The 24420-nt window shown below is 70.6% G+C and carries 19 protein-coding genes and 1 pseudogene; 1 reads left to right on the plus strand and 19 read right to left on the minus strand.

The annotated features are described in order from the left end of the window. Window positions 1-137: 137 nt before the first annotated feature. From ACZ4UU_RS15440 to ACZ4UU_RS15485, 10 genes and pseudogenes are all read right to left on the minus strand, one after another. Window positions 138-525: pseudogene (locus ACZ4UU_RS15440) on the minus strand (phosphotransferase). Window positions 526-585: 60 nt separating this feature from the next. Continuing rightward, a complete protein-coding gene (locus tag ACZ4UU_RS15445; RefSeq protein WP_468040050.1) occupies window positions 586-2895 on the minus strand; it encodes a xanthine dehydrogenase family protein molybdopterin-binding subunit in 2310 nt (769 codons plus the stop codon). Then, window positions 2892-4505: a (2Fe-2S)-binding protein gene (locus ACZ4UU_RS15450; protein WP_468040052.1), complete on the minus strand. Its 1614-nt coding sequence runs from the start codon at window positions 4503-4505 to the stop codon at window positions 2892-2894. Before ACZ4UU_RS15450 ends, ACZ4UU_RS15445 begins: the two co-directional genes overlap by 4 nt. Continuing rightward, entirely contained in the window at window positions 4502-5395 is an 894-nt protein-coding gene (locus tag ACZ4UU_RS15455; protein ID WP_062720978.1) for an FAD binding domain-containing protein, read from the minus strand. The genes ACZ4UU_RS15450 and ACZ4UU_RS15455 overlap by 4 nt, the downstream gene beginning before the upstream one ends. 226 nt (window positions 5396-5621) lie before the next feature. After that, a complete protein-coding gene (locus ACZ4UU_RS15460; RefSeq protein ID WP_468040054.1) occupies window positions 5622-7247 on the minus strand; it encodes a beta-N-acetylhexosaminidase in 1626 nt (541 codons plus the stop codon). Window positions 7248-7262: 15 nt separating this feature from the next. Further along, on the minus strand, window positions 7263-8096 hold the full coding sequence (locus tag ACZ4UU_RS15465) for a carbohydrate ABC transporter permease (RefSeq protein WP_468040236.1): 834 nt from the start codon (window positions 8094-8096) through the stop codon (window positions 7263-7265). 14 nt (window positions 8097-8110) lie between these two features. Beyond that, window positions 8111-9085 (minus strand): carbohydrate ABC transporter permease, encoded by a 975-nt coding sequence (locus tag ACZ4UU_RS15470; RefSeq protein WP_468040055.1) that lies wholly within the window; start codon window positions 9083-9085, stop codon window positions 8111-8113. Continuing rightward, window positions 9082-10374, minus strand: a complete 1293-nt coding sequence (locus tag ACZ4UU_RS15475) for an extracellular solute-binding protein (RefSeq protein WP_468040057.1) — start codon at window positions 10372-10374, stop codon at window positions 9082-9084. The genes ACZ4UU_RS15470 and ACZ4UU_RS15475 overlap by 4 nt, the downstream gene beginning before the upstream one ends. Before the next feature lie 193 nt (window positions 10375-10567). Then, window positions 10568-10855 carry a DUF3039 domain-containing protein gene (locus ACZ4UU_RS15480; protein WP_221752642.1) on the minus strand — a complete coding sequence of 96 codons (288 nt, stop codon included), beginning with the start codon at window positions 10853-10855 and terminating at the stop codon, window positions 10568-10570. Window positions 10856-10884: 29 nt separating this feature from the next. After that, entirely contained in the window at window positions 10885-11457 is a 573-nt protein-coding gene (locus ACZ4UU_RS15485) for a YqgE/AlgH family protein (protein ID WP_030054423.1), read from the minus strand. A gap of 253 nt (window positions 11458-11710) precedes the next feature. Between ACZ4UU_RS15485 and murA the strand changes: the two genes are divergently transcribed. Beyond that, window positions 11711-13051: a UDP-N-acetylglucosamine 1-carboxyvinyltransferase gene (murA, locus tag ACZ4UU_RS15490; RefSeq protein ID WP_217214737.1), complete on the plus strand. Its 1341-nt coding sequence runs from the start codon at window positions 11711-11713 to the stop codon at window positions 13049-13051. A gap of 176 nt (window positions 13052-13227) precedes the next feature. Here murA and ACZ4UU_RS15495 read toward each other — a convergent pair whose 3' ends face one another. The 9 genes from ACZ4UU_RS15495 to ACZ4UU_RS15535 form a co-directional block, all read right to left on the minus strand. Beyond that, window positions 13228-13509, minus strand: a complete 282-nt coding sequence (locus tag ACZ4UU_RS15495) for an HU family DNA-binding protein (protein ID WP_007498188.1) — start codon at window positions 13507-13509, stop codon at window positions 13228-13230. 359 nt (window positions 13510-13868) lie between these two features. Continuing rightward, window positions 13869-15293, minus strand: coding sequence for an NAD-dependent malic enzyme (locus ACZ4UU_RS15500; RefSeq protein ID WP_468040060.1), 1425 nt, complete (start codon window positions 15291-15293; stop codon window positions 13869-13871). 340 nt (window positions 15294-15633) lie between these two features. Further along, window positions 15634-18048, minus strand: coding sequence for a HelD family protein (locus ACZ4UU_RS15505; RefSeq protein WP_468040062.1), 2415 nt, complete (start codon window positions 18046-18048; stop codon window positions 15634-15636). A 70-nt stretch (window positions 18049-18118) separates the two neighbouring features. Next, entirely contained in the window at window positions 18119-18961 is an 843-nt protein-coding gene (locus ACZ4UU_RS15510) for an anti-sigma factor family protein (protein WP_468040063.1), read from the minus strand. Next, complete coding sequence (locus ACZ4UU_RS15515; protein WP_010039908.1) at window positions 18961-19482, minus strand: sigma-70 family RNA polymerase sigma factor; 522 nt, start codon at window positions 19480-19482, stop codon at window positions 18961-18963. The genes ACZ4UU_RS15510 and ACZ4UU_RS15515 overlap by 1 nt, the downstream gene beginning before the upstream one ends. A 319-nt stretch (window positions 19483-19801) precedes the next feature. Next, window positions 19802-20398: a CGNR zinc finger domain-containing protein gene (locus tag ACZ4UU_RS15520; RefSeq protein WP_468040064.1), complete on the minus strand. Its 597-nt coding sequence runs from the start codon at window positions 20396-20398 to the stop codon at window positions 19802-19804. A 169-nt stretch (window positions 20399-20567) separates the two neighbouring features. Further along, window positions 20568-21719, minus strand: coding sequence for a uroporphyrinogen-III synthase (locus tag ACZ4UU_RS15525; RefSeq protein ID WP_468040066.1), 1152 nt, complete (start codon window positions 21717-21719; stop codon window positions 20568-20570). Between the two features lie 164 nt (window positions 21720-21883). Continuing rightward, window positions 21884-23266: a nitrate/nitrite transporter gene (locus ACZ4UU_RS15530; protein WP_468040067.1), complete on the minus strand. Its 1383-nt coding sequence runs from the start codon at window positions 23264-23266 to the stop codon at window positions 21884-21886. 195 nt (window positions 23267-23461) lie between these two features. Next, entirely contained in the window at window positions 23462-24379 is a 918-nt protein-coding gene (locus ACZ4UU_RS15535) for a hypothetical protein (protein WP_468040069.1), read from the minus strand. Window positions 24380-24420: the final 41 nt, after the last annotated feature.

The following is a 24420-nucleotide window of genomic DNA, read 5'->3' on the forward strand; positions in this document are numbered from 1 at the left end:
GCCCGCCGGACCCAGCCGCCGTCCCCACTGCCCAGAACACTACGCGCCACCACTGACAACGCCCCCGGATCAGCCCGACCGCCGACAACACCCCCGGCCCGGCACACCCACTGACAGCGCTTCACATCAGTAGACGCTCAGCGCACCCTCGCACGTTCCCGTTGCGCCAGAATCGCCTCGAAGGTCTCCGCCACGGTCAGCTCCGAGGAATCCACCCGCAACCCGATCCGCGGTGTTCCGTCCCACAGCGCCCCGTCCAACTCCTCGGCCGTCCAGGCCCGTAGCCCGACTTTCCCGCCCCGCCTCCCGCGCCGTCAGGCCCTCGCCCAGCACCACGTCCCGCACGACAGCCGTGAACCCGGCCTCCGCGTAAGCGCCCGCCGTCGCCGCCGACAGCCGGTGGCGCAGCCGGAGTTGGGCCTCGCCCTCGCCGGGGTCGCCGGCCTCGTACTCCACGCGCCCGGCAAAGGCGTGGGGGACCCCCATCGCCAGCGCCTGTGCCACCGTCGACTTCCCGGCCGCCATCACACCGGTGATCAGGACGACCCGTCCGTGCCGGCCGTCACTGCGCCCGGGGCGTGCCGGTCACTGCCCGGTCACCACCGCCGCCTGCGGACGGATCGGCAGCCGGTTCACCGGGCGGCCCGTCGCCGCGCGTACGGCGGAGGCGATGGCGGCCGGGGAGGTGACCACCGGTACCGCGCTCACCGCCTTCGCGCCGAAGGGGGCGACCACGTCGCGTTCCTCGACGAGCTTCACGATGCGGATGTCGGGGGCGTCCAGGGCGGTCGGCAGGGAGTAGCCCGTCAGGTCGGGGTGGCGGATCAGGCCGCGGGCCGAGCGCAGGTTCTCGGTGAGCGCGATGCCCACGCCCTGCGTCACGCCCGCCTCCAGCCGCGCCTCCAGCTGGGCCGGGTTCAGGACCCGGCCGACATCCTGGGCGAGCGCCAGCTCGACCACGCGGACCGAGCCCAGCTCGATGTCGACGTCGACCACCGCGCGGATCGCGCAGAAGGCCATCCCCACGAAGGCATCGCCCTGGCCGGTCTCGTTCAGCGGTTCGGTCGGGTGCGGGCGGCACTGGGCCGTGGCCCACAGTTCCTTGCCGTCCAGCGCCTCGGTGACGGTGGTCGACAGGACGCCGTCGTACGACGTGATCTTGCCGTCGGTGATCTGGAGCAGCTCGGTGGACATGCCGAACTTGTGCGCCAGGGGCTGGAGCAGTTGCGTACGGACCATCTTGGCCGCCCGCTCCACCGCGCCGCCGGACACCCAGGTGTGACGGCCGCGGCAGCCTGCGCCCGCCGGGGGCTGGTCGGTGTCGACGGGCGCCACGTGCACCTCGTCGATGCCCAGGGTGTCCTGGACGATCTGCCGGGCCAGCGTCGCGAAGCCCTGGCCGGTCTCGACGGCGGCGCACAGCACCGTGGCCACCCCGTCGTGGACCTTCACCGTGGCCGTGGAGACCTCGTCCGCGCCCTCGGCGCCGAGCATGTGCACCATGCCCAGGCCGTAGCCCACGCCGCGCCGCACGGCACCCGGTTCGCCCGCGCCCTCGGGGCCGCCGGGCAGCAGCCACTCGTCCTCGGGGGTGTCCTTGGGGAGGGCGGGCAGCGGGTAGTCCCGTACGGCCTGGAGCAGTTCCGCGACCGGGGCCGGGCAGGTCACCGTCTGGCCGGTCGGGAGCACGTCGCCGGTCGCCATGGCGTTGCGCAGGCGCAGCTCCGCCGGGTCCACGCCGAGCTTCTTGGCCAGCTTGTCCATCTGCGCCTCGTAGGCGGCGCACACCTGCATGGCGCCCTCGCCGCGTACGTGGCCGGAGGGCGGGTTGTTGGTGCGTACGGCCCAGCCCTCGATGAAGGCGTTCGGGACGACGTAGGGCCCGCAGGCGAAGCCGACGGCGGCGGCCAGGGCCTCGGAGGAGGTGTCGGCGTAGGCGCCCGCGTCCAGCAGGATCTGTGCCTCGACCTTCACCAACCTGCCCTCGGCGTCCGCGTGGTGGCGGTACCGCAGCAGCGTCGGGTGGCGGTGCACATGACCCAGGAAGGACTCCTCGCGCGTGGCCGTCAGCTTCACCGGGCAGCCGGTCTTCAGCGCCAGCAGGCCGAGCGGCAGCTGGAAGCCCTGGTCCTCGCGGTCGGCGGTGGCGCCGGGGACTCCGGTGACGACGACCTTGACGCGCTCGGGTTCCAGGCCGTAGCAGGCGGCGGCCCGGTCGCGGTCGGTGTGCGGGTCGGTGGAGGCCAGGTAGAGCTCCACGCCGCCGTCGGGGCGCGGCACCGCGAGGCCCGCCTCGGCGCCGATGGGGGCCGGGTCCTGGCGGCCGATGCGGTACAGGCCCTCGACCACGATGTCGCCGGCCGCGTCGGGGTCGCCGTGGCGCAGCGGGATATGGCGGATCAGGTTGCCGTCGGGGTGCAGCGGCTCGGCCTCGAAGGCCTGCTCGGGGTCGGTGATCGGGTCGAGTACCTCGTACTCGACGATGACGGCGGCGGCGGCCAGCCGCGCGGTGTCCGGGTGGTCGGCGGCGACCGCGGCGATGGGCTCGCCGTGGTGGCGGACGACCTCGGAGGCGAAGACCGGGCGGTCCGCCGTGCCGCGGCCGTGCAGCGGGCTGCCCGGCACGTCCTCGTGCGTGACGACGGCCCGGACGCCGGGCATCTCGCGCGCGTGGGAGGTGTCGATGGACGTGATGCGCGCGTGCGGGTGCGGTGAGCGCAGTACTGCCGCCCACAGCAGGCCCTCGGCCCACAGGTCGGCCGCGTACGGGAACGTGCCCTCGGTCTTGGCGCGGGCGTCGGCGGCCGGCAGGGAGGCGCCGAGGCCGTGCGGGATCGGCTCGGGGGCGGGTGCTGCCTCCGCGGCTGTGGTCGCGGTGGCGGCTTCGTTGCTCACGCCGGGCCTCCGTCCTGTCCGTACGCCTGGTCATGCGGTCCCCCGGAGCCGCGTGCCTCGAACGCCGACGGGTTGACCCCGCCGGCTCCGGGGCCCGCCTGGTGGGGAATACGTGGCTCGTCGCCGTCCTGTTCGCCGTCGCCGGCCGCCGTGTGGGTCTCGCGTTCGGCGACGACCTCCTTGACGGCCTCGACCACGCCCCGGTACCCGGAGCAACGGCAGAGGTTGCCGCAGAGTGCCTGGCGGGTCTCCATCTCGGTCGGCGCCGGGTTGCCCTCCAGCAGGTCGTGCACGGTCATCGCCATGCCCGGCACGCAGAAGCCGCACTGCACGGCGCCGCACCGCGCGAGCGCCCGCTGCACGTCGGAGGGCTGCCCGTCCTCGGCCAGGCCCTCGACGGTACGGACCTCGCTGCCGGCGGCGGTCACGGCGGGCACCAGGCAGGACGCCACGAGCCGTCCGTCGACCTGGACGTTGCAGGCCCCGCACTCGCCCTGCGAGCAGCCGTCCTTGGCGCCGGCGAGGCCGAGCCGTTCGCGCAGCACGTAGAGCAGCGACTCGCCGATCCAGGCGTCCGAGACGGGACGGTCGACGCCGTTGACGCGCAGGACGTAGGAGGCGAGGGGGTGTTCCTCGCCGGTGGACGGCGGTACGTCGGCGGAGGCGGCGGTCGGGGCCGGTTCCTCGGCGGGGTCGCCGTCCTCGGCCGGGGCGGCCCCGGCGGACGCCTCTGCCGGGTGCTCTGCGGCCTCCGGGGTGCCCTGGGCTTCCGTGGCTACCTCACCAGTCCCGGGAGCGGCCTGTGCGGCCTGTGCGGGCTCTGAGGGGCTCTCGCCCGAGTCCTCGGCGGGCGGCTCCGGCGTGAACTCGGGCGCGCTCCGGGCCGGCTGCTCGTGCGGGTGCGGGACGGGCTGCTGACCGGAGTACGCGTCGGGGTGTCCCGGCTGCCCGTGCACGTGCCCGGCCGCGGGGTCGGCTGCCACCGCTTCCTCGGCCGTCGCCGCGGGCTCGGCCTGCTGGCCCCACGGCTGTCCGGTCGGCTGCGTCGCCCACGGTGCGGGCGCGCCGCCCGGCAGTGTGGCCGGAGGGGTTCCGCCCCACTGCTCGACGAGCGACGACGTGGTGAACTCGCCCGACTCATCCGGAAGGTCGCCGTCGGCGACGGGGATGGACCACTGCCCGGTGACGTCGTGACCGGGCGCGGCGGCCTCGTGACCCGCCGGGCCGGCCTGGCCCTGCGCGGTCTCCGAGAAGTCCCACTGCTGGGTCGCCCCGGGGTTGTACGCGAACTGGCCGGTGGCGGTGCCCTGCGGCACGGCGTTCGGGTCGGGCCACTGGTTGCCGTCGGCGGGAGTGCCCGCGGCCGGCCAGCCGCCCGGGGCCGCGGGGTCGGTGCCCCCGGCCGTTCCCGGTGCGGCCGTTATCTGCGGGGGCACATAGCCGTGGCCGCGCGCGGCGAGCGGGGTGTCCGAGGAGGCCAGGAGGGCGTCGATGCCCCCTTCGGGAAGTTTGACGAAGGCGGTGGCGCCGTCGTCGTAGTCGCCCTGGGGCAGCGGGTCCCAGCGACCGCCGCCCCGGGGCGTGCCCTCTCCGTGCTGGTCGTCGGTCACGACAGCGCCCTCCCCAGTGCTCGTCGGGCCAGCGCGGCGACGGTGCGCCGCAGGTGCAGTACGGCGGGCGGATGCTGCGGTACGGAGCCGTCCTCGGCCGGGGCCGGGTCCGGGATGCAGGCCGCGGCGACGTACTCCCCGAAGGCGTTCAGGGCTTCGGGGACGATCGCGCGGTTGTTGTCCCAGTCGATCAGCTGGGCGACCCAGTGCTCGGCGTCCAGCGGCCTGAGCGGCATCGGCGCTATGGCTCCGACCGCGCACCTGATGCCGCGCCGGGCCGGGTCGAGCACGACGGCGACGGATGCCATGGCGCGCCCCGGGCCGGTGCGGCCGGTGGCCTTGAGGAAGACCTGCGGGGCGTGCAGCAACGGCACGCGCACGTAGCCGATGAGTTCGCCGGCCCGCAGCATGTCCATGCCGGCCAGCAGGTGCGACACCGGGATCTCCCGGCGGGCTCCGCCCGGGCCCGCGATGATCAGGGTCGCTTCGAGGGCGGCGAGGACCGGCAGCGCGTCACCGGTCGGGGACGCCGAGGCGATGTTGCCGCCCAGGGTGCCCGCGTTGCGGATCTGCGGCGGGCCCGCGGCGCGTGCGGCGGCGGCGAGCGCCGGGATCAGGGCGGCGAAGTCGGGGCGGCCCATACGCGCGTGCGTGAGGCCTGCTCCGAGCAGGGCGTGACCGTCCTGGTACTGCCAGCCGCGGATCTCGCTGATCTTGCCGAGGCCGACCAGCGCTGCGGGCCTGAGCTGCCCGGAGTTGACGGCGGCCATGAGGTCGGTGCCGCCCGCGACCGGCACGGCGGCGGGCACGGCGGCCAGTGCCGCCACGGCCTCGTCCAGCGTCGTGGGCAGCGTGACGGCCTGCGCCGCCTGCGGTGCACTCGTGGTCAAACCGGCTGCCCCTTCCCGCTGCCCCACCTGGTCCCACCTGTGCTGCCGTACGGTACGTGCTGACAGGGCGGACGTGGCAACTCTGGCACATCTTCGCAGGGCCCGAGGACAGGGGTCCGCTAGGAGGCATTCGCCCACCTCATCGGGGAGATGGTCCGTTTTCGTACGGCATCACCGGTGTTTACCGATTGACACTCTTCGGTGACCCCTTGCCGGTTTTTTTCAATTACCTGTTCGGGGGTGGGCCGTCGATCGGGCGGCCGAGCACGCCGGGCCGCCGCTGCCACGGCCGCGGTCCCGTCGGTGGCCGGTAGGCGACCCCCAGGGCGTCAAGTCGCCGGTAGTGGGTGGCCATCCGGTGCTCGAACTCGGCGAAGTCCCGTTCCGCGGGGGCGGGCAGTCGGCTCCAGGCGACCTCGGCGAAAGCGGCGAGACGCGGGAACGCCTGGTAGTCCACGCGCCCCTGGTCCTCCATCACCTCGGTCCACAGGTTGGCCTGCGTACCGAGCACGTGCCGGGCCTCGTCGGACGTCAACTCCGGTGGCACCGGCTCGAACCGATAGACGTCCTCCAAAGTGCGCACGTACCCGATCGGCACCGGCTCGTCCGCGCCCGCGTCCTGACGGTGGTCCAGGTACACCTGCTGTTCGGGGCACATGACGACGTCGTGACCCGCGCGGGCCGCCGCGATGCCGCCCGCGTAGCCGCGCCAGGACGACACGGCCGCCCCGTCCGCGAGACCGCCCTCCAGGATCTCGTCCCAGCCGATCAGCCTGCGCCCGCGCGCGGTCAGCCACTTGTCGAAGTGGCCGATGAACCAGGCCTGGAGTTCGTCCTCGTCCTTCAGCCCGAGTTCCCGGATGCGTTCCTGCGCGGTCAGCGACTGCCGCCACTGGTCCTTGAGGCATTCGTCACCCCCGACATGCACGAACTCCGAGGGGAACAGCTCCAGGACTTCCTCGAAGACCCCCTCGTAGAAGCGCAGGGTGTTGTCAGTGGGAGCGAGTACGTTCGGATTGATCCCCCAGGTGTCCCAGACGGAGAGGGCGGTGCCCCCCTCATTGGATGCGGTGATGACGTCGGTGTTGCCGAGTTCCGGATACGCGGCGACGGCGGCCTGCGAGTGGCCGGGCACGTCGATTTCGGGGACGACGGTGATATGCCGCTCGGCGGCGTAGGCGACGATCTCGCGGATGTCGTCCTGGGTGTAGTAGCCACCGTGTGGCTTCTCCTCCCAGAGCGGGGAGGCCCGATGGCCGAATTTGGTGCGCGTCCGCCAGGAGCCGACCTCCGTCAGCCGGGGATACTTCTTGATCTCGACGCGCCAGCCCTGGTCGTCCGTCAGATGGAAGTGGAAGACGTTGAGTTTGTGGGCCGCCATCAGGTCCAGGTAGCGCAGCACGCCGTCCTTGGGCATGAAGTGCCGGGCCACGTCGAGCATGAGGCCACGCCAGCGGAACCGGGGGGCGTCCCGGATCTCCGTCAGCGGCAGCCGCCACGTACGGCCGCGGAAGGGGGCGCGCCGGAAGGCGTCGGGGCCGAGGAGCTGGCGCAACGTCTGGGCGCCCCAGAAGACACCGGCGGGCGAGCCGCCCTGGATGTGGACACCATGGGGGGCGACGACGAGGCGGTATTCCTCGGCCTCCAGGCCGGGCCGGACGGACAGATGAAGGACGTCGTACTCGTCCCCCTTCCTGGGAAGCAGCGCCAGCCCGGTCGCCGCGCCGAGCGTCGCGCGCAGTCGGCGCGCGACGTCCTCGGTGCCCGGCCCGGCCTCGATCCCGAAGCCGTCACCGAGTTCGTAGAAACCCTCGGCCCGCTCCATCTGGCGAGGTGCCGGAATGAGATCCATGAATGATCAGACCTTTCAGTCCTTGACCGCTCCGCCCAGCCCCGACACCAGCCGGCGCTGCACGAGCACGAAGAAGACCAGTACCGGAATCGTCATCACCGTGGACGCCGCCATCACGCCGCCCCAGTCAGGCTCGTCCGGCTTGTAGAAGACGAGCAGGGCCATCGGCAGGGTTGACTGCGAGGTGTCGCTGATGATGAAGGACTTGGCGAACAGGAAGTCGTTCCAGGCGGAGATGAAGGAGAAAACGCTTGTGGCCACCAGCCCCGGGAAGACCAGCGGGAAAAGGATCTGCCACAGGAATCGCGAGCGGCTCGCCCCGTCGATGTACGCGGCCTCCTCCAGCGCCTGAGGAACGGCCTTCACAAACCCCCGCAGCATCCAGATCGCGAACGGCAGCGAGAAGGCGATGTGCGGCAGGATCAGCGAGCCCAGCGTGTTCAGCTGGCCGAAGTCCCGCATGAGGAAGAACAGGGGGATCGCCAGGGCCTCCACCGGCACCATCTGAGCCACCAGAAACATGATCAGCAGGGTGGTCCGGAAGCGGAAGCGGAATCGGGTCACCGCGGTCGCGGCGAGAAACGCGATCAGCGCCGAGACGATCACGACACTGGACGCGACGACAAGGCTGTTGAGGAAGTACCGACCGAATTCGTTCTGCTCGAAGACCCGTCGGAAGGAATCCAGGGAGGGCGCCGACGTCCACGGCCGAGGCTCGCTCGACTCGATCTCCCCGGCCGGTTTGAAGGCGCTGAGCACCATCCAGTACAGCGGAAACGCCACCACCACGGCGATCAGCAGCGCGGACACCTCGGCGAGCAGCCGCCAGGGCCGCCGTACGAGACTCACGGAACTCACGGATCTCACAGCTCCTCCCCCTGTCTGCGCAGCAACCGCAGATACACCAGCGTCACCGCCAGCAGGATCACCAGCATCACCACGCCGATCGCCGAACCCAGGCTGTACTGCGAGGACGCGAACGCCTTCTGATAGGCGTACACGTTCAGCACGAGGTTCTGCCCCGCGATGCCGCCACCGTTCGTCATCACGTAGATCTGGGTGAAGACCTTGAAGTCCCAGATGACCGACTGAATGGTGACGACCACCAGGATCGGTCGCAGCATCGGCGCCAGCACCGACCGCCAGATCCGCCACTGCGAGGCCCCGTCCAGCGAGGCGGCCTCCAGCACCTCGGCCGGGACGGCACGAATCCCGGCGTACACGGTCACCATCACGAAGGGGAAGGAGCACCAGACCACTTCGAGCAGCACCAGGAAGAAGGCGCTGACACGCCCGTACGTCCACGAGTACTCCCCGAGCCCCAGCATCCGGTTCACGGGCCCGAAGTCCGGGTCGAACAGGAACAGCCACACCGTGGACCCGGTGATGGCCGGCGTCGCCCACGCCCCGAGCGCGGCCAGCATCAACGCCAGCCGCGGCACGGCACGCACACGCGTGAGCAACACGGCGAGCGCACACCCCACGGCGAGCGTCGAGACGACACACGCCGCCGCGAAGACGACGGTGGCAAGCAGCACCTGCCAGAACTGCGAGTCCGAGAACAGCTCCGCGTAGTTCCCGAACCCCTGGAAGGTGGTCGGCTCCCCACCACTGACCTGAGCCTGCGTGTACTCGAAGAACGAGATCAGCCCAAGCTGATAGACGGGATAGACCAGCAGCCCACCGAGCACGACGAGGGCGGGGGCGAGATAAAGCCAGGGCGCCTTCTGACCCACGGCACGACGACCCCCTCGGGGGCGCGGGGAACTGCGCGACAAGCCCCCACCGCCCCGCACCCGCCGACGCTCCAGAACCCCCGAGCTACCGGGCGCTGTCATCCGACGGACCCAAACGCCTCATCCATCTTCTTCGCCGCGTCCCCCGAAGCCCCGGCAACATCCTTCTTACCGCTGATGACCTCCTGGAACATCGTCGGCAGCACAAGAGAGGAGTCGATCTCCGACCACGCGGGAGACGCGGGCACGAACTTCGTCCCGGACGCCAGCGTCTCGACGAACGGCTTCACGTACGGCTTCTCCGCCGCCGCCTTCTCCCGCACGTCCCCGAACGTCGGCAGGAACCCCATCGCCTCGAACATCGACGCCTGCGTCTCCTTGGAGGCGAGCTGCTCCATCAGCTCAACCGCCAGCGTCCGATGCGACGTGCTCTTCAGCACACCGATGTTGTTGCCCCCGGCGAACGCGGGCGCGACGGACCCCACCTTCACCCCCGGCAACGGCACGACCGCGTACTTGCCCTTGACCTTCCCGGCCTCCACCGCGGTGTGGCTGAAGTCGCCGCCGATCGCCATGCCCGCCTTGCCGGCCGCGAACGCGGTGATCGTGTCGTTGCCGCCCATGCCCGCGCACTTGGCGGCGGGACAGTTGTCGTCGCCGAAGAGGGACGTGTACGCCTTGATGCCCTTCCGGGCGGCGGCGCTGTCGATCGCGGAGGTGTAGGAGTCGCCCTCGCCGGTGGCGAGTTCGCCGCCGTTGGCCCAGACGAAGGGCATCGCGCCGTACGTGTAGGCGCCGCCGACGACCAGGCCGTACAGCCCGGGCTTCGCGGCGCGGATCTCGCGGGCCGTGGCCGCCAACTCGGCCATGGTCTTCGGCACTTCCAGGCCAAGTTCCTCGAAGACGTCCGTGCGGTAGTACAGGGCGCGGACGCCGACGTAGAACGGGGCGCCGTAGACCTTGCCGGCCACGGTGACGGACTGCCTGGCGGTGGGGTCGGTGTCCTCCGCCTCGGTCCAGTCGCCGAACTCCTTCGTGACGTCGAGGAGTCCGCCGTCCTTCACATAGCCGGCGGTGTCGGTGTTGCCGTACTCCATGATGTCGGGCGCGGAGGCCGGGTCGTTGAAGGCGGCCTTGACGCGCTGGGCGCGGGTCTCGACCGGGATGTACTCGACCTCGACCTTCGTGCCGTCGTGGGCCTTCTCGAAGGCCGTGACGACGGAGTCGACGACCTTCTCCTTCGGCTTGTTGCCGACTTCCTGGAAGAGCCAGACCCGCAGGGTGCCGGTCTTGTCGTCCTTGTCGGAGGAGGAGTTGGTGGAGGTCTGCGGGGCGCAGGCGGTGACGGCGAGGGCGGTGAGCAGTACGGCGAGTCTGGGGGCGAGCTTCATGGAGCGGTCCTCCGGGCGTGCGTTGCAACATATGCAATGACGGTTTCGCTCTGCACAACGCATCGGAGCCTAGGGACTGCGTGAACATGTCCACAAGAGGTCTCAACCACTTCGTGACACGCGAAGGCCCCCGGGGCGCGCCGAAACGCGCCCCGGGGGCCTTCGCCTTACGAACCTCAGGCCGAGGGGAGGACTACTTCTTGTCGCCGCCCTTGCCCTTGTCGTCGCCGCCGGCGCCCATGGAGTCGTAGATCTCCTTGCACATGGGGCACACCGGGTACTTCTTCGGGTCGCGGCCGGGCACCCAGACCTTGCCGCACAGCGCCACGACGGGGGTCCCGTCGAGGGCGCTCGCCATGATCTTGTCCTTCTGGACGTAGTGGGCGAAGCGCTCGTGGTCGCCGTCGCCGTGGGAAGTCTGCGGCGTGGGCTCGACGAGGGTCCCCGTACCAGTCCCGCGCTCGGGCTCGAGAGTGCTCATACCGCCAAGAGTACTGAAGCTCACACGCATCAGTTGAGCGAAGGGTCGTCCGGGTACGTGGCCACCATCGCGAGCTCGTTGCGCTGCCGGCGCAGGACCTCGCGCCAGAGTCTTTCCGGCGACGGCGAGGACACGTCACCGGGCTCGGACTCGACGACGTACCAGGCACCCTCCACCAGCTCGTCCTCCAGCTGGCCGGGTCCCCAGCCGGCGTACCCGGCGAAGATCCTCAAGGAGCCGACGGCCGAGGCGAGCAGTTCCGGCGGCGCCTCCAGGTCCACGAGCCCGATCGCGCCGTGCACCCGGCGCCAGCCCAGCGGTGCGCTCTCACCGTTCGCGTCACCGGGGATGACGGCGACGCCGAGTGCCGAGTCCAGGGAGACCGGGCCGCCCTGGAAGACGACACCGGGCTCACCTGCGAGGTCCGCCCAGCCCTCCAGGATGTCGCCCACGTCCACGGGCGTCGGACGGTTGAGGACGACACCGAGGGAGCCCTCCTCGTCGTGGTCGAGAAGGAGCACCACCGCGCGGTCGAAGTTCGGGTCCGCCAGGGCGGGCGTTGCCACGAGCAACCGCCCTGTGAGCGAGGACACCTCGGTCATGCCAGACATGATCCCGCATCTTCCCTTCGAGTGGGGAGGCAATGCCGGTTCGGGAGTGAATGCAGCTCAGGGCGGAAAGGAGCGTCCCCGGCGCACGAGGGGCGGCGGTGACCGCTCGTGCCCGACGGGGAACCGTTCGTGTTGTGACAGAGCTATGACGTTCCTGAGCCGTCCTTGGGCTTACTGAAGGGGGGTCGGCGGCGATTACCCTTTCCCTCCTGGCCCCTGCCCAACTCATCGGAACGCGAGATACATGACCGTCAACGACGATGTCCTGCTTGTCCACGGCGGAACCCCGCTGGAGGGCGAGATCCGTGTCCGCGGTGCGAAGAACCTCGTACCGAAGGCCATGGTGGCTGCCCTGCTGGGCAGCGCGCCAAGTCGACTGCGCAACGTGCCGGACATCCGTGACGTGCGGGTCGTCCGCGGTCTGCTCCAGCTGCACGGGGTGACGGTCCGTCCGGGTGAGGAACCGGGCGAACTGGTGATGGACCCCTCCCACGTGGAGAGCGCGAACGTCGCTGACATCGATGCCCACGCGGGTTCGAGCCGTATCCCGATCCTGCTCTGCGGTCCCCTGCTGCACCGCCTCGGGCACGCGTTCATCCCGGGCCTCGGCGGCTGTGACATCGGCGGCCGGCCCATCGACTTCCACTTCGAGGTGCTGCGGCAGTTCGGCGCCACCATCGAGAAGCGCGCCGACGGACAGTACCTGGAGGCTCCGCAGCGGCTGCGCGGCACGAAGATCCGGCTGCCGTACCCGTCCGTGGGCGCGACCGAGCAGGTCCTGCTGACTGCCGTGCTCGCCGAGGGCGTCACCGAGCTCTCGAACGCGGCCGTGGAGCCGGAGATCGAGGACCTCATCTGCGTCCTGCAGAAGATGGGCGCCATCATCGCGATGGACACCGACCGCACCATCCGCGTCACCGGTGTGGACAGCCTCGGCGGCTACACCCACCGCGCCCTCCCGGACCGCCTGGAGGCCGCCTCCTGGGCGTCCGCGGCGCTGGCGACCGAGGGCAACATCTACGTCCGTGGCGCCCAGCAGCGCTCGATGATGACGTTCCTCAACACCTACCGGAAGGTGGGCGGTGCCTTCGAGATCGACGACGAGGGCATCCGTTTCTGGCACCCCGGTGGCCAGTTGAAGTCCATCGCCCTCGAAACGGACGTGCACCCGGGCTTCCAGACGGACTGGCAGCAGCCGCTGGTGGTGGCCCTGACGCAGGCCACGGGCCTGTCCATCATCCACGAGACGGTCTACGAGTCCCGCCTCGGCTTCACGTCCGCCCTGAACCAGATGGGCGCCCACATCCAGCTCTACCGCGAGTGCCTCGGCGGCTCCGACTGCCGCTTCGGCCAGCGCAACTTCCTGCACTCCGCCGTCGTCTCGGGCCCGACCAAGCTCCAGGGCGCCGACCTGGTCATCCCCGACCTCCGCGGCGGCTTCTCCTACCTCATCGCGGCCCTCGCCGCCCAGGGCACGTCCCGGGTCCACGGCATCGACCTCATCAACCGCGGCTACGAGAACTTCATGGAGAAGCTTGTGGAGCTCGGGGCGAAGGTCGAGCTGCCGGGCAAAGCACTCGGCTGACACTGCCGAAATGCCGCTGGGGCGGCCACCCGAGTTCGGGTGGCCGCCCCAGCGGCGTTCAGTGCAGCGCCCCAAAGGGGCGCGGGGAACTGCGCGACCAGCCACAGTGGACCGGCAGACACAAGCGGCGCTCAGCCACCAACGGCGCCCAGTCCCCGGCGCTCAAAGCGGAGCGCTTACTTGCCCTTCGCGGCTTCCTTCAGCTTCGAGCCCGCGGAGACCTTCACGCTGTAGCCGGCCGGGATCTGGATCGGGTCGCCGGTCTGCGGGTTGCGGGCGGTGCGAGCGGCACGGTGGGTGCGCTCGAAGGTCAGGAAGCCAGGGATGGTGACCTTCTCGTCGCCCTTGGCGACAACCTCGCCGACGGTCTCGGCGAACGCGGCCAGCACGGCGTCGGCGTCCTTGCGGGTCACCTCGGCGCGGTCGGCCAGCGCGGCCACCAGCTCACTGCGGTTCATGTTGTTACTCCCGTGTTCATTTGCCTTGAGGCGTGCCACGCGGCGAGGCCGCATGTCGGGCACAGCGATGTCGATGCTGCCAGGGTCCTCGGTGAGACCCGGGACCCGGGTCCGTCGTCAGACCCTCGCGCCCAGAGACGCATCCTGCCCCTACCTGCGGCGGGAAAGCCAATCCGGCGCCCGGAGGAGTCGTGAGACAACCCTTGGGAGTCACACGAAGAGAGGGCCTGAGCTTGGCCGTCACGATAAACGGCGTCCCAAGGCCCCAGGTTCCACGACGCGCCGGTACAAGGGCTTGCCGTGGCGATCCTCACAGCCCGCTCACACTTCGCGGGCCGTGAGGCACTGATTCCGGATGACTACTCGCCCGCACCCGCGGTCGTGGCGGCCTTCGCGGCCTCGCGCACCGCGCCGGCGACCGCGCCCGCGACCTTGTCGTTGAAGACGCTCGGGATGATGTAGTTCGGGTTCAGCTCGTCCTCGGTCACCACGTCCGCCAGCGCCTTCGCGGCCGCGAGCATCATGTCGGTGTTGACCGTGCGGGACTGCGCGTCCAGCAGACCGCGGAAGACACCCGGGAAGACCAGCACGTTGTTGATCTGGTTCGGGAAGTCGGAGCGGCCGGTGGCCACAACTGCGGCCGTCTGACGGGCGATTGCCGGGTCGACCTCGGGGTCCGGGTTCGCGAGCGCGAACACGATCGCGTTCTCGGCCATGGCGGCCACGTCGTCGCCGTCGAGGACGTTCGGGGCGGAGACGCCGATGAAGACGTCCGCGTCGCGCACGGCCTCCTTCAGCGTGCCGGTCAGGCCCTCGGGGTTGGTGTTGTCGGCGATCCAGCGCAGCGGCGAGTCCGCGGGTGCCTCCCGCAGGTCCTCGCGGCCGGCGTGCACGACGCCGTGGATGTCGGCGACGACGGCGTTCTTCACACCCGCCGCGAGCAGCAGCTTGAGGATGGCCGTGCCGGCCGCGCCTGCGCCGGACATGACGACGCGGATGTTCTCAATCGCCTTGCCCGCCACGCGAAGTGCGTTGGTGAGGGCGGCCAGGACGACGATCGCCGTGCCGTGCTGGTCGTCGTGGAAGACGGGGATGTCGAGGGCCTCGCGCAGCCGGGCCTCGATCTCGAAGCAGCGGGGCGCGGAGATGTCCTCCAGGTTGATGCCGGCGAACCCGGGCGCGATGGCCTTGACGATCTCGACGATCGCGTCGGTGTCCTGGGTGTCCAGGCAGATCGGCCAGGCGTCGATGCCGGCGAACCGCTTGAAGAGGGCCGCCTTGCCCTCCATGACGGGCAGCGCGGCCTTCGGGCCGATGTTGCCGAGGCCCAGCACCGCCGAACCGTCCGTCACAACCGCAACGGAGTTGCGCTTGATGGTCAGACGGCGCGCGTCCTCGGGGTTCTCCGCGATCGCCATGCAGACCCGGGCCACGCCGGGCGTGTAGATCATCGAGAGGTCGTCACGGTTGCGGATGGGGTGCTTGGACGCCATCTCGATCTTGCCGCCGAGGTGCATCAGGAACGTACGGTCGGAGACCTTGCCGAGCGTGACGCCCTCGATGGTGCGCAGCTGTTCGACGATCTCGTCGGCGTGCGCGGTGGACGTGGCCGCGATGGTGACGTCGATGCGGAGCTTCTCGTGCCCGGAGGCGGTGACGTCGAGGCCGGTGACCGAGCCTCCGTGGGACTCGACGGCTCCGGTGAGCTGGGAGACCGCGGTTCCGCTCGCGGGCACCTCCAGCCGGACCGTCATCGAGTAGGAGACGCTGGGCGCCGTTGCCATGGCCGACTTCCTCTGCTTTCACCTGTGACGCTGGGTATGCCGTCCGATCGTCGCACCTACCGCCGAGTAGGAGTTAGCCGGGCTTGAATTGCGAACGTATTGTTCGCCACGTCTTCTCATGAAAAGGGACCCACGTCACTTGGTGACGTGGGTCCCTTCTCTACGTTCATGACACCGGCCCGCCATGCTCGCCTCGCGGCAAGTGGTCGCTCGTAGCGACGAAGGTTGGGCCCGGGGGCTTGGATCGAGCCGGTGCCACACCCAGGCTAACAAACGGATCCCATAAGGCCATTCCCGCACCGGGTGTTCATCCGAACCGGTCCGGCGAGTGGGCCGCCGGTCAGTCCCTGAGCAGGTCGGGCACCCCGGAGGCGTCCGGTTCGTCCCGCTCCCCCGACACCACCGTCAGCTGCTGGGTGGCCCGGGTCAGCGCGACGTAGAGCACGCGCAGTCCGGCCGGCGACTCGTCCGCGATCTCCGCCGGGGAGACGACGACCGTCGCGTCGTACTCCAGTCCCTTCGCCTCCAGGCTGCCGAGCGCCACCACCCGGTCGCCGAGCCCGGCGAGCCACTTGGCCGCCTCCTCGCGCCGCTGCATGGCGACGACGACGCCGACGGTGCCGTCGACTCGGTCCAGCAGACGCGCGGCCTCCTCGCGGACCGTCTGCGCGAGGGATTCTCGTACGACGGTGAAGCGGGGCTCGACGCCGGTGGAGCGGACGGCCGACGGCGAGGTCGAGCCGGGCATGGCCAGCGCCAGGACCTTCGCGGCCAGCTGGGCGATCTCGGCCGGGTTGCGGTAGTTCACGGTGAGCTGGAAGCGGCGGCGCGGGCGAGTGCCCAGCGCCTCGTCCCTGGCCTCGGCCGCCTCGTCGACGTCGGACCAGGACGACTGGGCCGGGTCGCCGACGACCGTCCAGGTGGCGTGGCGGCCCCTGCGGCCCAGCATCCGCCACTGCATCGGCGTGACGTCCTGGGCCTCGTCGACGATGACGTGGGCGTACTCGATGCGCTCTGCGGCCAGCCGCTCGGCGCGCTCGCGCTGCGACTCCTCGCGGACCGGCATCAGCTCCTCCAGGCCGGTGAGCTGGTCCAGCGGGTCGAGATCGCGCTTCTTCCTGGGGCGGGCCGGGGTGCCGAGGATCGCCTGGAGCTCGTCGAGCATGGCGATGTCGTGCACGGAGTACCCGTCCCGCCTGAGCGATCGGGCCACCTTGCGGACCTCGCCGGGGTTGAGGACACGGCGGGCCCAGCGTCCGAGGCGGCGCTCGTCGGCCATAGCGGCCAGGACGGCCCTCGGGGTCAGCTCCGGCCACCAGGCGTCCAGGAAGCCGATGAAGCTGTCCTCGGTGCTGACGTCCTCGTCGAAGGAGGAGCGCAGCTCGGCGGCGAGCTCCGGATCGCTGTGCCGGGTGGCGGCGCCCGACTGGGTCCACAGGGCGTCGAGCAGCAGCTTGCGGGCGCGCGGGCGCAGCAGGTTCACGGGTGCCGTGCCGCCGAGGGCGGTGCGGCGGATACGTTCCAGCTCGGCGGCCTCCAGTTCGAGGCGGCGACCGAAGGCGACGACGCGCAGTCGGGTGGGCGGTGCGGCGGGGGTCCGCGCGGGCGTGCCGGTGTCGTCGTCGCCGGGGTCGTCGCCGAAGGCGAGCTGGCCGGTCCGGTGCGCCGACGCGTCACCGGCGGCGGGTCGGCCCTGCGCGCTCCGGCCGCCCGGCCCGAGCTCCAGCGCGCCGCGCGCGGCCTTCCGCAGCACCTTGAGCATGCGGTACGAGCCCTTGGCGCGGGCCGTGGACGGCGCGTCGTACAACGTGGCCTCGGCGCCGTCGACCAGCGAGCCGATCGCCCGGATGGCGACCTGGCCCTCCTCGCCCAGCGACGGGAGCACGCCCTCGGTGTACGCGACGAGCAGCGGGGTCGGGGAGACGATCAGGATGCCGCCCGAGTACCGGCGGCGGTCCTGGTAGAGCAGGTAGGCGGCGCGGTGCAGGGCGACGGCGGTCTTGCCGGTGCCGGGGCCGCCCTCGACGTAGGTCACGGAGGCGGCGGGTGCCCGGATGACCAGGTCCTGCTCGGCCTGGATGGAGGCCACGATGTCCCGCATGGTGTGGCTGCGGGCCTGGCCGAGGGCGGCCATGAGGGCGCCGTCGCCGATGACGGCCAGCTCGTGGTCGCCGAGGAAGGCCTTGAGCTCGGGGCGCATGAGGTCGTCCTCGACGCCGAGCACGCGCCGTCCCTTGGAGCGGATGACCCGGCGTCGTACGACCCGCCCCGGGTCGACCGGGGTGGAGCGGTAGAAGGGCGCCGCGGCCGGGGCCCGCCAGTCGATGACCAGCGGGGCGTAGTCCTGGTCGAGCACGCCGATACGGCCGATGTGCAGGGTCTCGGCGATGTCGGCGGTGTTGTCCTCGCGGATCGCGCCCTCGGCGGGCTCGACGGCCGTGTACGCGCCGTCGGGCCCCTTCTTGCCGTCCTTGCCGAGGAGCAGGTCGATCCGGCCGAAGAGGAAGTCCTCGAACTCGTTGTTGAGCCGGTTGAGGTGGACACCCGCCCGGAAGACCTGTGCGTCGCGCTCGGCGAGTGCGCCGGGCGTGCCGACCTGGCCGCGCTTGGCCGCGTCGTTCATGAGGAACTCGGCCTCGTGGATCTTCTCCTCTAGCCGCCGGTACACCCGGTCGAGGTGTTCCTGTTCGACGCCGATCTCTCGGTCTCGCAGGGAGTCTTCGAGCGCGGTTTCCTGTTGCGCCTGAGCGGCCACCGGGCCCCCTTCTGACGTGCTGGGCAGCCGTCAACCGTACGCGAAGGGGACCCGGAAAAGCTACGGCGCGCTATACGTCGACCTCTGCGAGCTTGTTCCCGTCGAAGTCCATGACCTCCACGTGGTCCACGTCGTCGGGGGACATGGACACGCCGCCGCTGACGTAGAGCGGGTTCCTGGCCTGCTCGGTCTTGGCGTCCGGGATGCCGTAGCCCCACTTCGGGACGGACCAGGAGGCGGCCGTCTCGCGTTCGCCGTTCTTGCTGACGAAGATCAGGGAGCACTTGAGCGGTCCCTTGACGCCCTTGAGCTCCAGGGCCGTCTCGGTGCCCCAGAGCTTCTTTGACATGGCGACGGTCGCGCTGACGCCGGTCGTCGAGTCGTTGCCCGAGGCCTTGGTCCCGATGCTGTCGAACAGCTCCTTGGCGGGGTTGGCCGCCGCCACGGTGTTGCTCCCCCCGGTGCCACCACCACCGCCGCCGTCGCCGCCGCCGTTGGTCGCCACCGCCACGAACGGGCCGCCGACGATGAGCGCGGCCGCCGCGGCCACCATGTAGAAGCTGCGCCGGCGCTTCTGGGCGCGGCGCTCGGCGACCTCGTCGACCAGCTTGTTGACCAGGCGCGGGCTGGGCTTGGCGGACAGGGAGTCACCGATCGCGGGAGTGCCGGCGCCGGGCAGGTCCGCGAGCGCGGCCAGCATCGGCTCCATTCCGGCGAGCTCGTCCAGCTGCTGGGCGCACCATTCGCAGGTCGCGAGGTGAACCTCGAAAGCGGTTGCCTCGGCGTCGTCGAGGATCCCGAGGGCGTAGGCGCCGACGGTCTCGTGCTCGCTCGGGGCCGAATGTCCCTGCATGGGTCCAGACATACCCGAACCGCCCATCCCGAATCCCTGGTTTCCCCCGTAAACACTCATCACGCCGTCACCCCCCGCTCCTCCAGAGCCAGCTTCATCGAGCGCAGGGCATAGAAGACCCTGGAGCGAACGGTGCCGCTGGGTATGCCCAGCGTCTCGGCCGCCTCGTTGACCGTACGCCCCTTGAAGTACGTCTCGACCAGGACCTCCCGGTGGGCGGGGGTCAGGTCGTCGAGTGCGTCCGACAGCGTCATCAGCCACAGCGCCTTGTCGATCTCGTCCTCCGCGGGGATGACCTCCAGCGGCGACGGATCGACCTCCTGCGGCCGGGCCTGCCGGCTGCGGTGGCCGTCGATGACGATGCGCCGGGCGACCGTCACCAGCCAGGGGCGTACCGATCCGGTCGCTCGATTGAGCTGTCCGGCGTTCTTCCAGGCACGGATGAGCGTCTCCTGCACGACGTCCTCTGCTCGTTGCCGGTCACCGGCGACCAGTCGAAGGACATACGCGAGGAGGGGTCCGGCGTGCTCTCTGTACAGCGCACGCATCAGCTCCTCATCAGGTTCCGAGGGCTGGGACATGCGATGTCGGGCCCTCGATCCACGTTCATTGGCCACGACGGAATCCTTGCGCACGCCCACCTCCGATGTCCGGGGGTTCCCCCAGTCGGTCGCTCGACCACCCGTACGGAAGCGGCCCGTTGAGTGTTCAAACCGAGGCGACACTTTTCTTCGGAGTGACGTGACGAGCGGGACATGACAGCACATTCCCACCGTGCGATCTTTACATTTCCGTCACATCGACAAGATCGATCGAGGACTTCCCTACGGGTGCGTAGGTAAACGGCATGTAATCGAAATCACTTCGACAGCCGTTCCACAGAAGCCGCATAACGGACTGTCAGGCGCGCGCGAGAGCCGCCCGACGACGGTGCCGGGCCACTCTTTCCCGGTTCCCACAGACCTCACTGGAGCACCAGCGCCGCCTGCGCCCCCGGGACGTATCGACATAAACGATCGGGCAGTTGTCGCCCTCGCACTCCCGCAGCCCGGCCCGCGCGACGGGGTCGGTGAGCAGTTCGACGACGTCCCGGGCGACGGCACCGAGCAGGGCGGCGCACTCGGGCGGGTGATCCAGCTCGCGGACGAGGGTGCCGTCCCCGCCCCGTACGGCGCGGGGGGCCGGCGGCGCGGCGAGCGCGATGTCGTTCACCCGGCCGAGCGCGATGTCGTACGACGGCCAGGGCTCGGCACGGAGACCGCCCCGCACCAACTGTCCGACACGTCCGCGCAGTTCGCGGAAGTCGACGAGCCAGGAGGCGTCGGCGTGGCCGAGCGGGGTTCCCGCCGGAACCAGTCCGGCCCCCACTATCCAGGCGCACAACACCTCGACGGAGTCCAGATGTTCGTCGGGATGCGTGGTCGCCAGAAGATCCAGACAGAGCCGTCCCGCACCGAACCGCAACTCGTACGCGCCCGTGGCCGTACCCAGTGCCATGTGCCTGTCACCGCCTAGAGGTCACCCGCCGGGGGAACCGTTCCCTCTAACAGTGCCTGCCCGCTACCGGAGCCGGAACCCCTCGTACCCCAGCCCGTACGGAGTTCGAGGGGCGGCGCCCCTTCAGAGGATGGGACGGGTAAGGGCGGCGGGGGCGAGAAAGGGCGGGTCACACGTCCGCGTACTTGGAGTCCGCAGCGGGGTCCAGCGCCAGCCGGTACCCCCGCTTCACCACCGTCTGGATCAACTTCGGCACCCCCAGCGCCGTACGCAGCCGGGCCATCGCCGTCTCCACGGCATGCTCGTCCCGCCCCGCCCCCGGCAACGCCCGCAGCAGATCCGCCCGCGGCACCACCCACCCCGGCCGCCGCGCCAACGCCCGCAGCAGCGACATCCCCGCCGGCGGCACCGGCCGCAACACCCCGTCGACCAGCACGGCGTGACCGCGGATCTCCACCCGGTGCCCGGCGATCGGCAGCGCGCGCGCCCGACCGGGCAGCTCCTGGCACAGCAGCTGGACCAGCGGCCCGAGCCGGAAGCGTTCGGGCTGGACGGTGTCGACGCCGAGGGCCTGGAGGGGCAGCGCGGTGACCGGCCCGACGCAGGCCGGCAGGACGTCGTGGTTAAAGGCGGCGAGCAGCTCGGGAAGCAGGCCGCGTTCCTCGGCCCGCGAGAGCAGGGACGCGGCGGCGGGGGCGCTGGTGAAGGTGACGGCGTCCAGACCGCGGGAGACCGTGGCGTCCAGCAGCCGGTCGACCGGACCGATGTCCTCCGGCGGCAGCCACCGGTACACCGGCACCCCGAGCACCTCCGCTCCCCCGGCCTTCAACGACTCCACGAACCCGGGCAGCGGATCCCCGTGCAACTGGATGGCGACCCGGCGCCCGTCGACCCCCTCCTCCAGCAGCCGGTCCAGCACCTCGGCCATGGACTCGCTGGACGGCGACCAGTCCTCGGTCAGCCCGGCGGCCCGTACCGCGCCCTTGACCTTGGGCCCGCGGGCGAGCAGCTCGACGCCGCGCAGCCGGGCCAGCAGGTCCTCGCCCAGCCCCCACCCGTCGGCGGCCTCGATCCAGCCACGGAAGCCGATCGCGGTCGTGGCGACCACGACGTCCGGCATCCGCTGGATGATCTCCTTGGTGGCGGCGAGCAGTTCGCTGTCGTCGGCGAGCGGCACGATGCGCAGGGCAGGGGCGTGCAGCACGACGGCGCCGCGCCGCTGGAGCAGCGCCCCGAGCTCGTCGGCTCGGCGCGCGGCGGTGACGCCCACGGTGAACCCTTCGAGGGGCCCGTGTTCGGGTTGCTGCTTTTCGTCGTACATAACTCTCGTCCCGCACTCGAGTCGTGGTGCTTGCGCCAGGTGGTCGCATCGAGGGTGACCGGAAGCGGCTTTGATCGCACCCTTGGTGGTTACACCTGCATGCCGAGCGAGCCTGTCAACGGTGCGTGACAGGCTCGGTTCGGCTTGATGTCGGCAGTGTTACGTCACACCTCTGCATAGCTGAGCTGCGGTTTTGCCTCCGTCGCCACTGTGGCGTCGGTCTCGGAGGCCACCGGGCGGCGAAGGTATACGGCCCAGGTGACCAGGAAGCAGACGCCGTAGAAGGCGAGGAAGGCGACGAAGGCGCCGGTGCCGGAGCCCACGGTGAGGAAGGACTGGCGGAAGGCGAGGTTGATGCCGAGCCCGCCGAGCGCGCCCACCGCGCCGATGAGCCCCATGGAGGCACCGGACAGGCGGCGGCCGTGGGCGGCGGCCTCCTCACCGGTGAGCCCCTTGGCGAGGGCCTTGTTGTGGAAGATGCCGGGGATCATCTTGAACGTCGAGCCGTTGCCGAGCCCGCTGAGGACGAACAGGGCGATGAAGGCACAGGTGAACAGTGGCAGCGACTTCTGCATCGAGGCCACGATGATGACGGCGGTCGCGGCGGCCATGGCGACGTAGTTCCACAGCGTGATCCTCGCACCGCCGAACCGGTCGGCGAGCGAGCCGCCGACGGGGCGGATCAGGGAGCCGAGCAGCGGGCCGATGAAGGTGACGTAGGCGGCCTGGAGCGGCGTACGGCCGAACTGCGTCTGCAGGACCAGCCCGAAGGCGAAGCTGTAGCCGATGAACGAACCGAAGGTCCCGACGTAGAGGAAGGACATGATCCAGGTGTGGGCGTCCTTCACGGCGTCCATGGCGGCGCCGGTGTCGTTCTTCACGGACGAGATGCTGTCCATCTTCAGCCACGCGAGGACGGCGGCGATCACGATGAACGGGATGTAGATCCCCAGCAGCAGGCGCGGGCCACCGCTGGCACCGATCACCGCGAGACCGATGAGCTGCACCACGGGCACGCCGATGTTGCCGCCGCCGGCGTTCAGACCGAGCGCCCACCCCTTCTTGCGCAGGGGGAAGAAGGCGTTGATGTTGGTCATGCTGGAGGCGAAGTTCCCGCCGCCGATGCCGGCCAGCATCGCGCAGAACAGGAACGTGGTGAACGAGGTCCCCGGCTTCATCACGGCGAACGCGGCCACCGTCGGCAGGAGCAGCAGGCTCGCCGAGATCACCGTCCACATCCGGCCACCGAAGATGGCGATGGCGAAGGTGTACGGCACCCGGACGAGGGCGCCGACCAGCGTGGCCATGGAGACGATGGTGAACTTGTCCGCGGGGGTGAGCCCGTACTCCGGGCCCATGAACAGCACCATCACCGACCACAGGGTCCAGATCGAGAAACCGATGTGCTCGGAGAGGACGGAGAAGAACAGGTTGCGCTTGGCGACCTTCTCCCCGGTCTCGTTCCAGAAGGTCTCGTCCTCGGGATCCCAGTGCTCGATCCAGCGGCCTCCCCTGCTTGCGGCGGGGGCTGTGCTACTGGCTGTCATGACGCCTCCACGGTCTTCGGGCTCGGTCGCGTTACGGGTGACTGATCCCGAAGGTAGGGAGGGCTCGTTTCCGCACTGTGCCAACGAGTGACCGGAAAGGAACTTTGCTCTCACCCGGCGAGGTGGGTGGATGAGAGGTTTGCCGGCCGAGCCCTGTACAGGGGCGTGTGGAGGGGCCTTCCGAAGGGGCGCGCGTCAGTGCTGCGGGGGCGGCCAGTGGGGGTTCTGCTGCGGGTAGGGCTGGGGTTGGGGCTGGCCGTACGGCTGCGGCGGTGGCTGCTGGCCGTACGGAGGCTGCGGCTGGGGCGACTGGCCGTACGGAGGCTGCGGCTGGGGCGGCTGGCCGTACGGCTGCTGCTGCGGGACGCCGCCGTACGGGCCGGGCGTCCGGGGAGCGCTGTAGGGGCCGGGGGCCGGGGCGGCGTACGGAGCGGGCGGCTGCTGGCCGTGACCGGCGGGGGCGGCCGGGGGCTGGTGGCCGTAGGGCCCTGAGGCGAAGGGGTTGTGCTGCCCCGGCACCTGCGCGCCGGGCGGCAGATAGCGCACCCGCCCGCCCTGGTCGGTGATCGGCGTGAACCCCGCGGCCTGGAGGCGGGCCGCGAACTTGGCGTTGCGCTTACGGGTGACGGCGAAGCCGATGCCGACGATCGCCATGAAGAACGCCCAGGTGAGGAACGCGGCGACCCAGGCGGCACCGTCCGCGCCGAGCCGCAGCCCGAGGATCACGGCGCCGATGGTGAGACCGATCGCCGCGTAGCCCATCCGCTTCTCGGCGTTCTTGCCGGTGAGGTCGAAGTTGATCCGGGCCTTGAGCAGTTCGAAGGCGTCGGGGATCAGGGGCGGTACGGACACCCCGTCGGCGGCGTTCGGATACTGCGCCCAGTTCTGCCCGGCGCGGGCGCGGGCCTGCGGGCTGGGGTCGGGGGCGATCAGCATGACGAGCGCGTTGTTCCGCCCGGCGCTCTGCCGTACGTCCACGTACTCGTACCCGAACTGCTGGGCGATGAAGGCGAGCCTGGCGAGCTTCTTCACCGAGGCCAGGGCACTGGTGAGCTCGACCGGCTCCCCGCTCGCCATCAGCCGCAGCATCTTCTGCACCTGCCGCTTGCTCATCAGTCCTGCTCCCCACCGGCCACCAGGGCCGCCCCGTTCAC

The organism is Streptomyces sp. NPDC028907, from assembly GCF_055564995.1.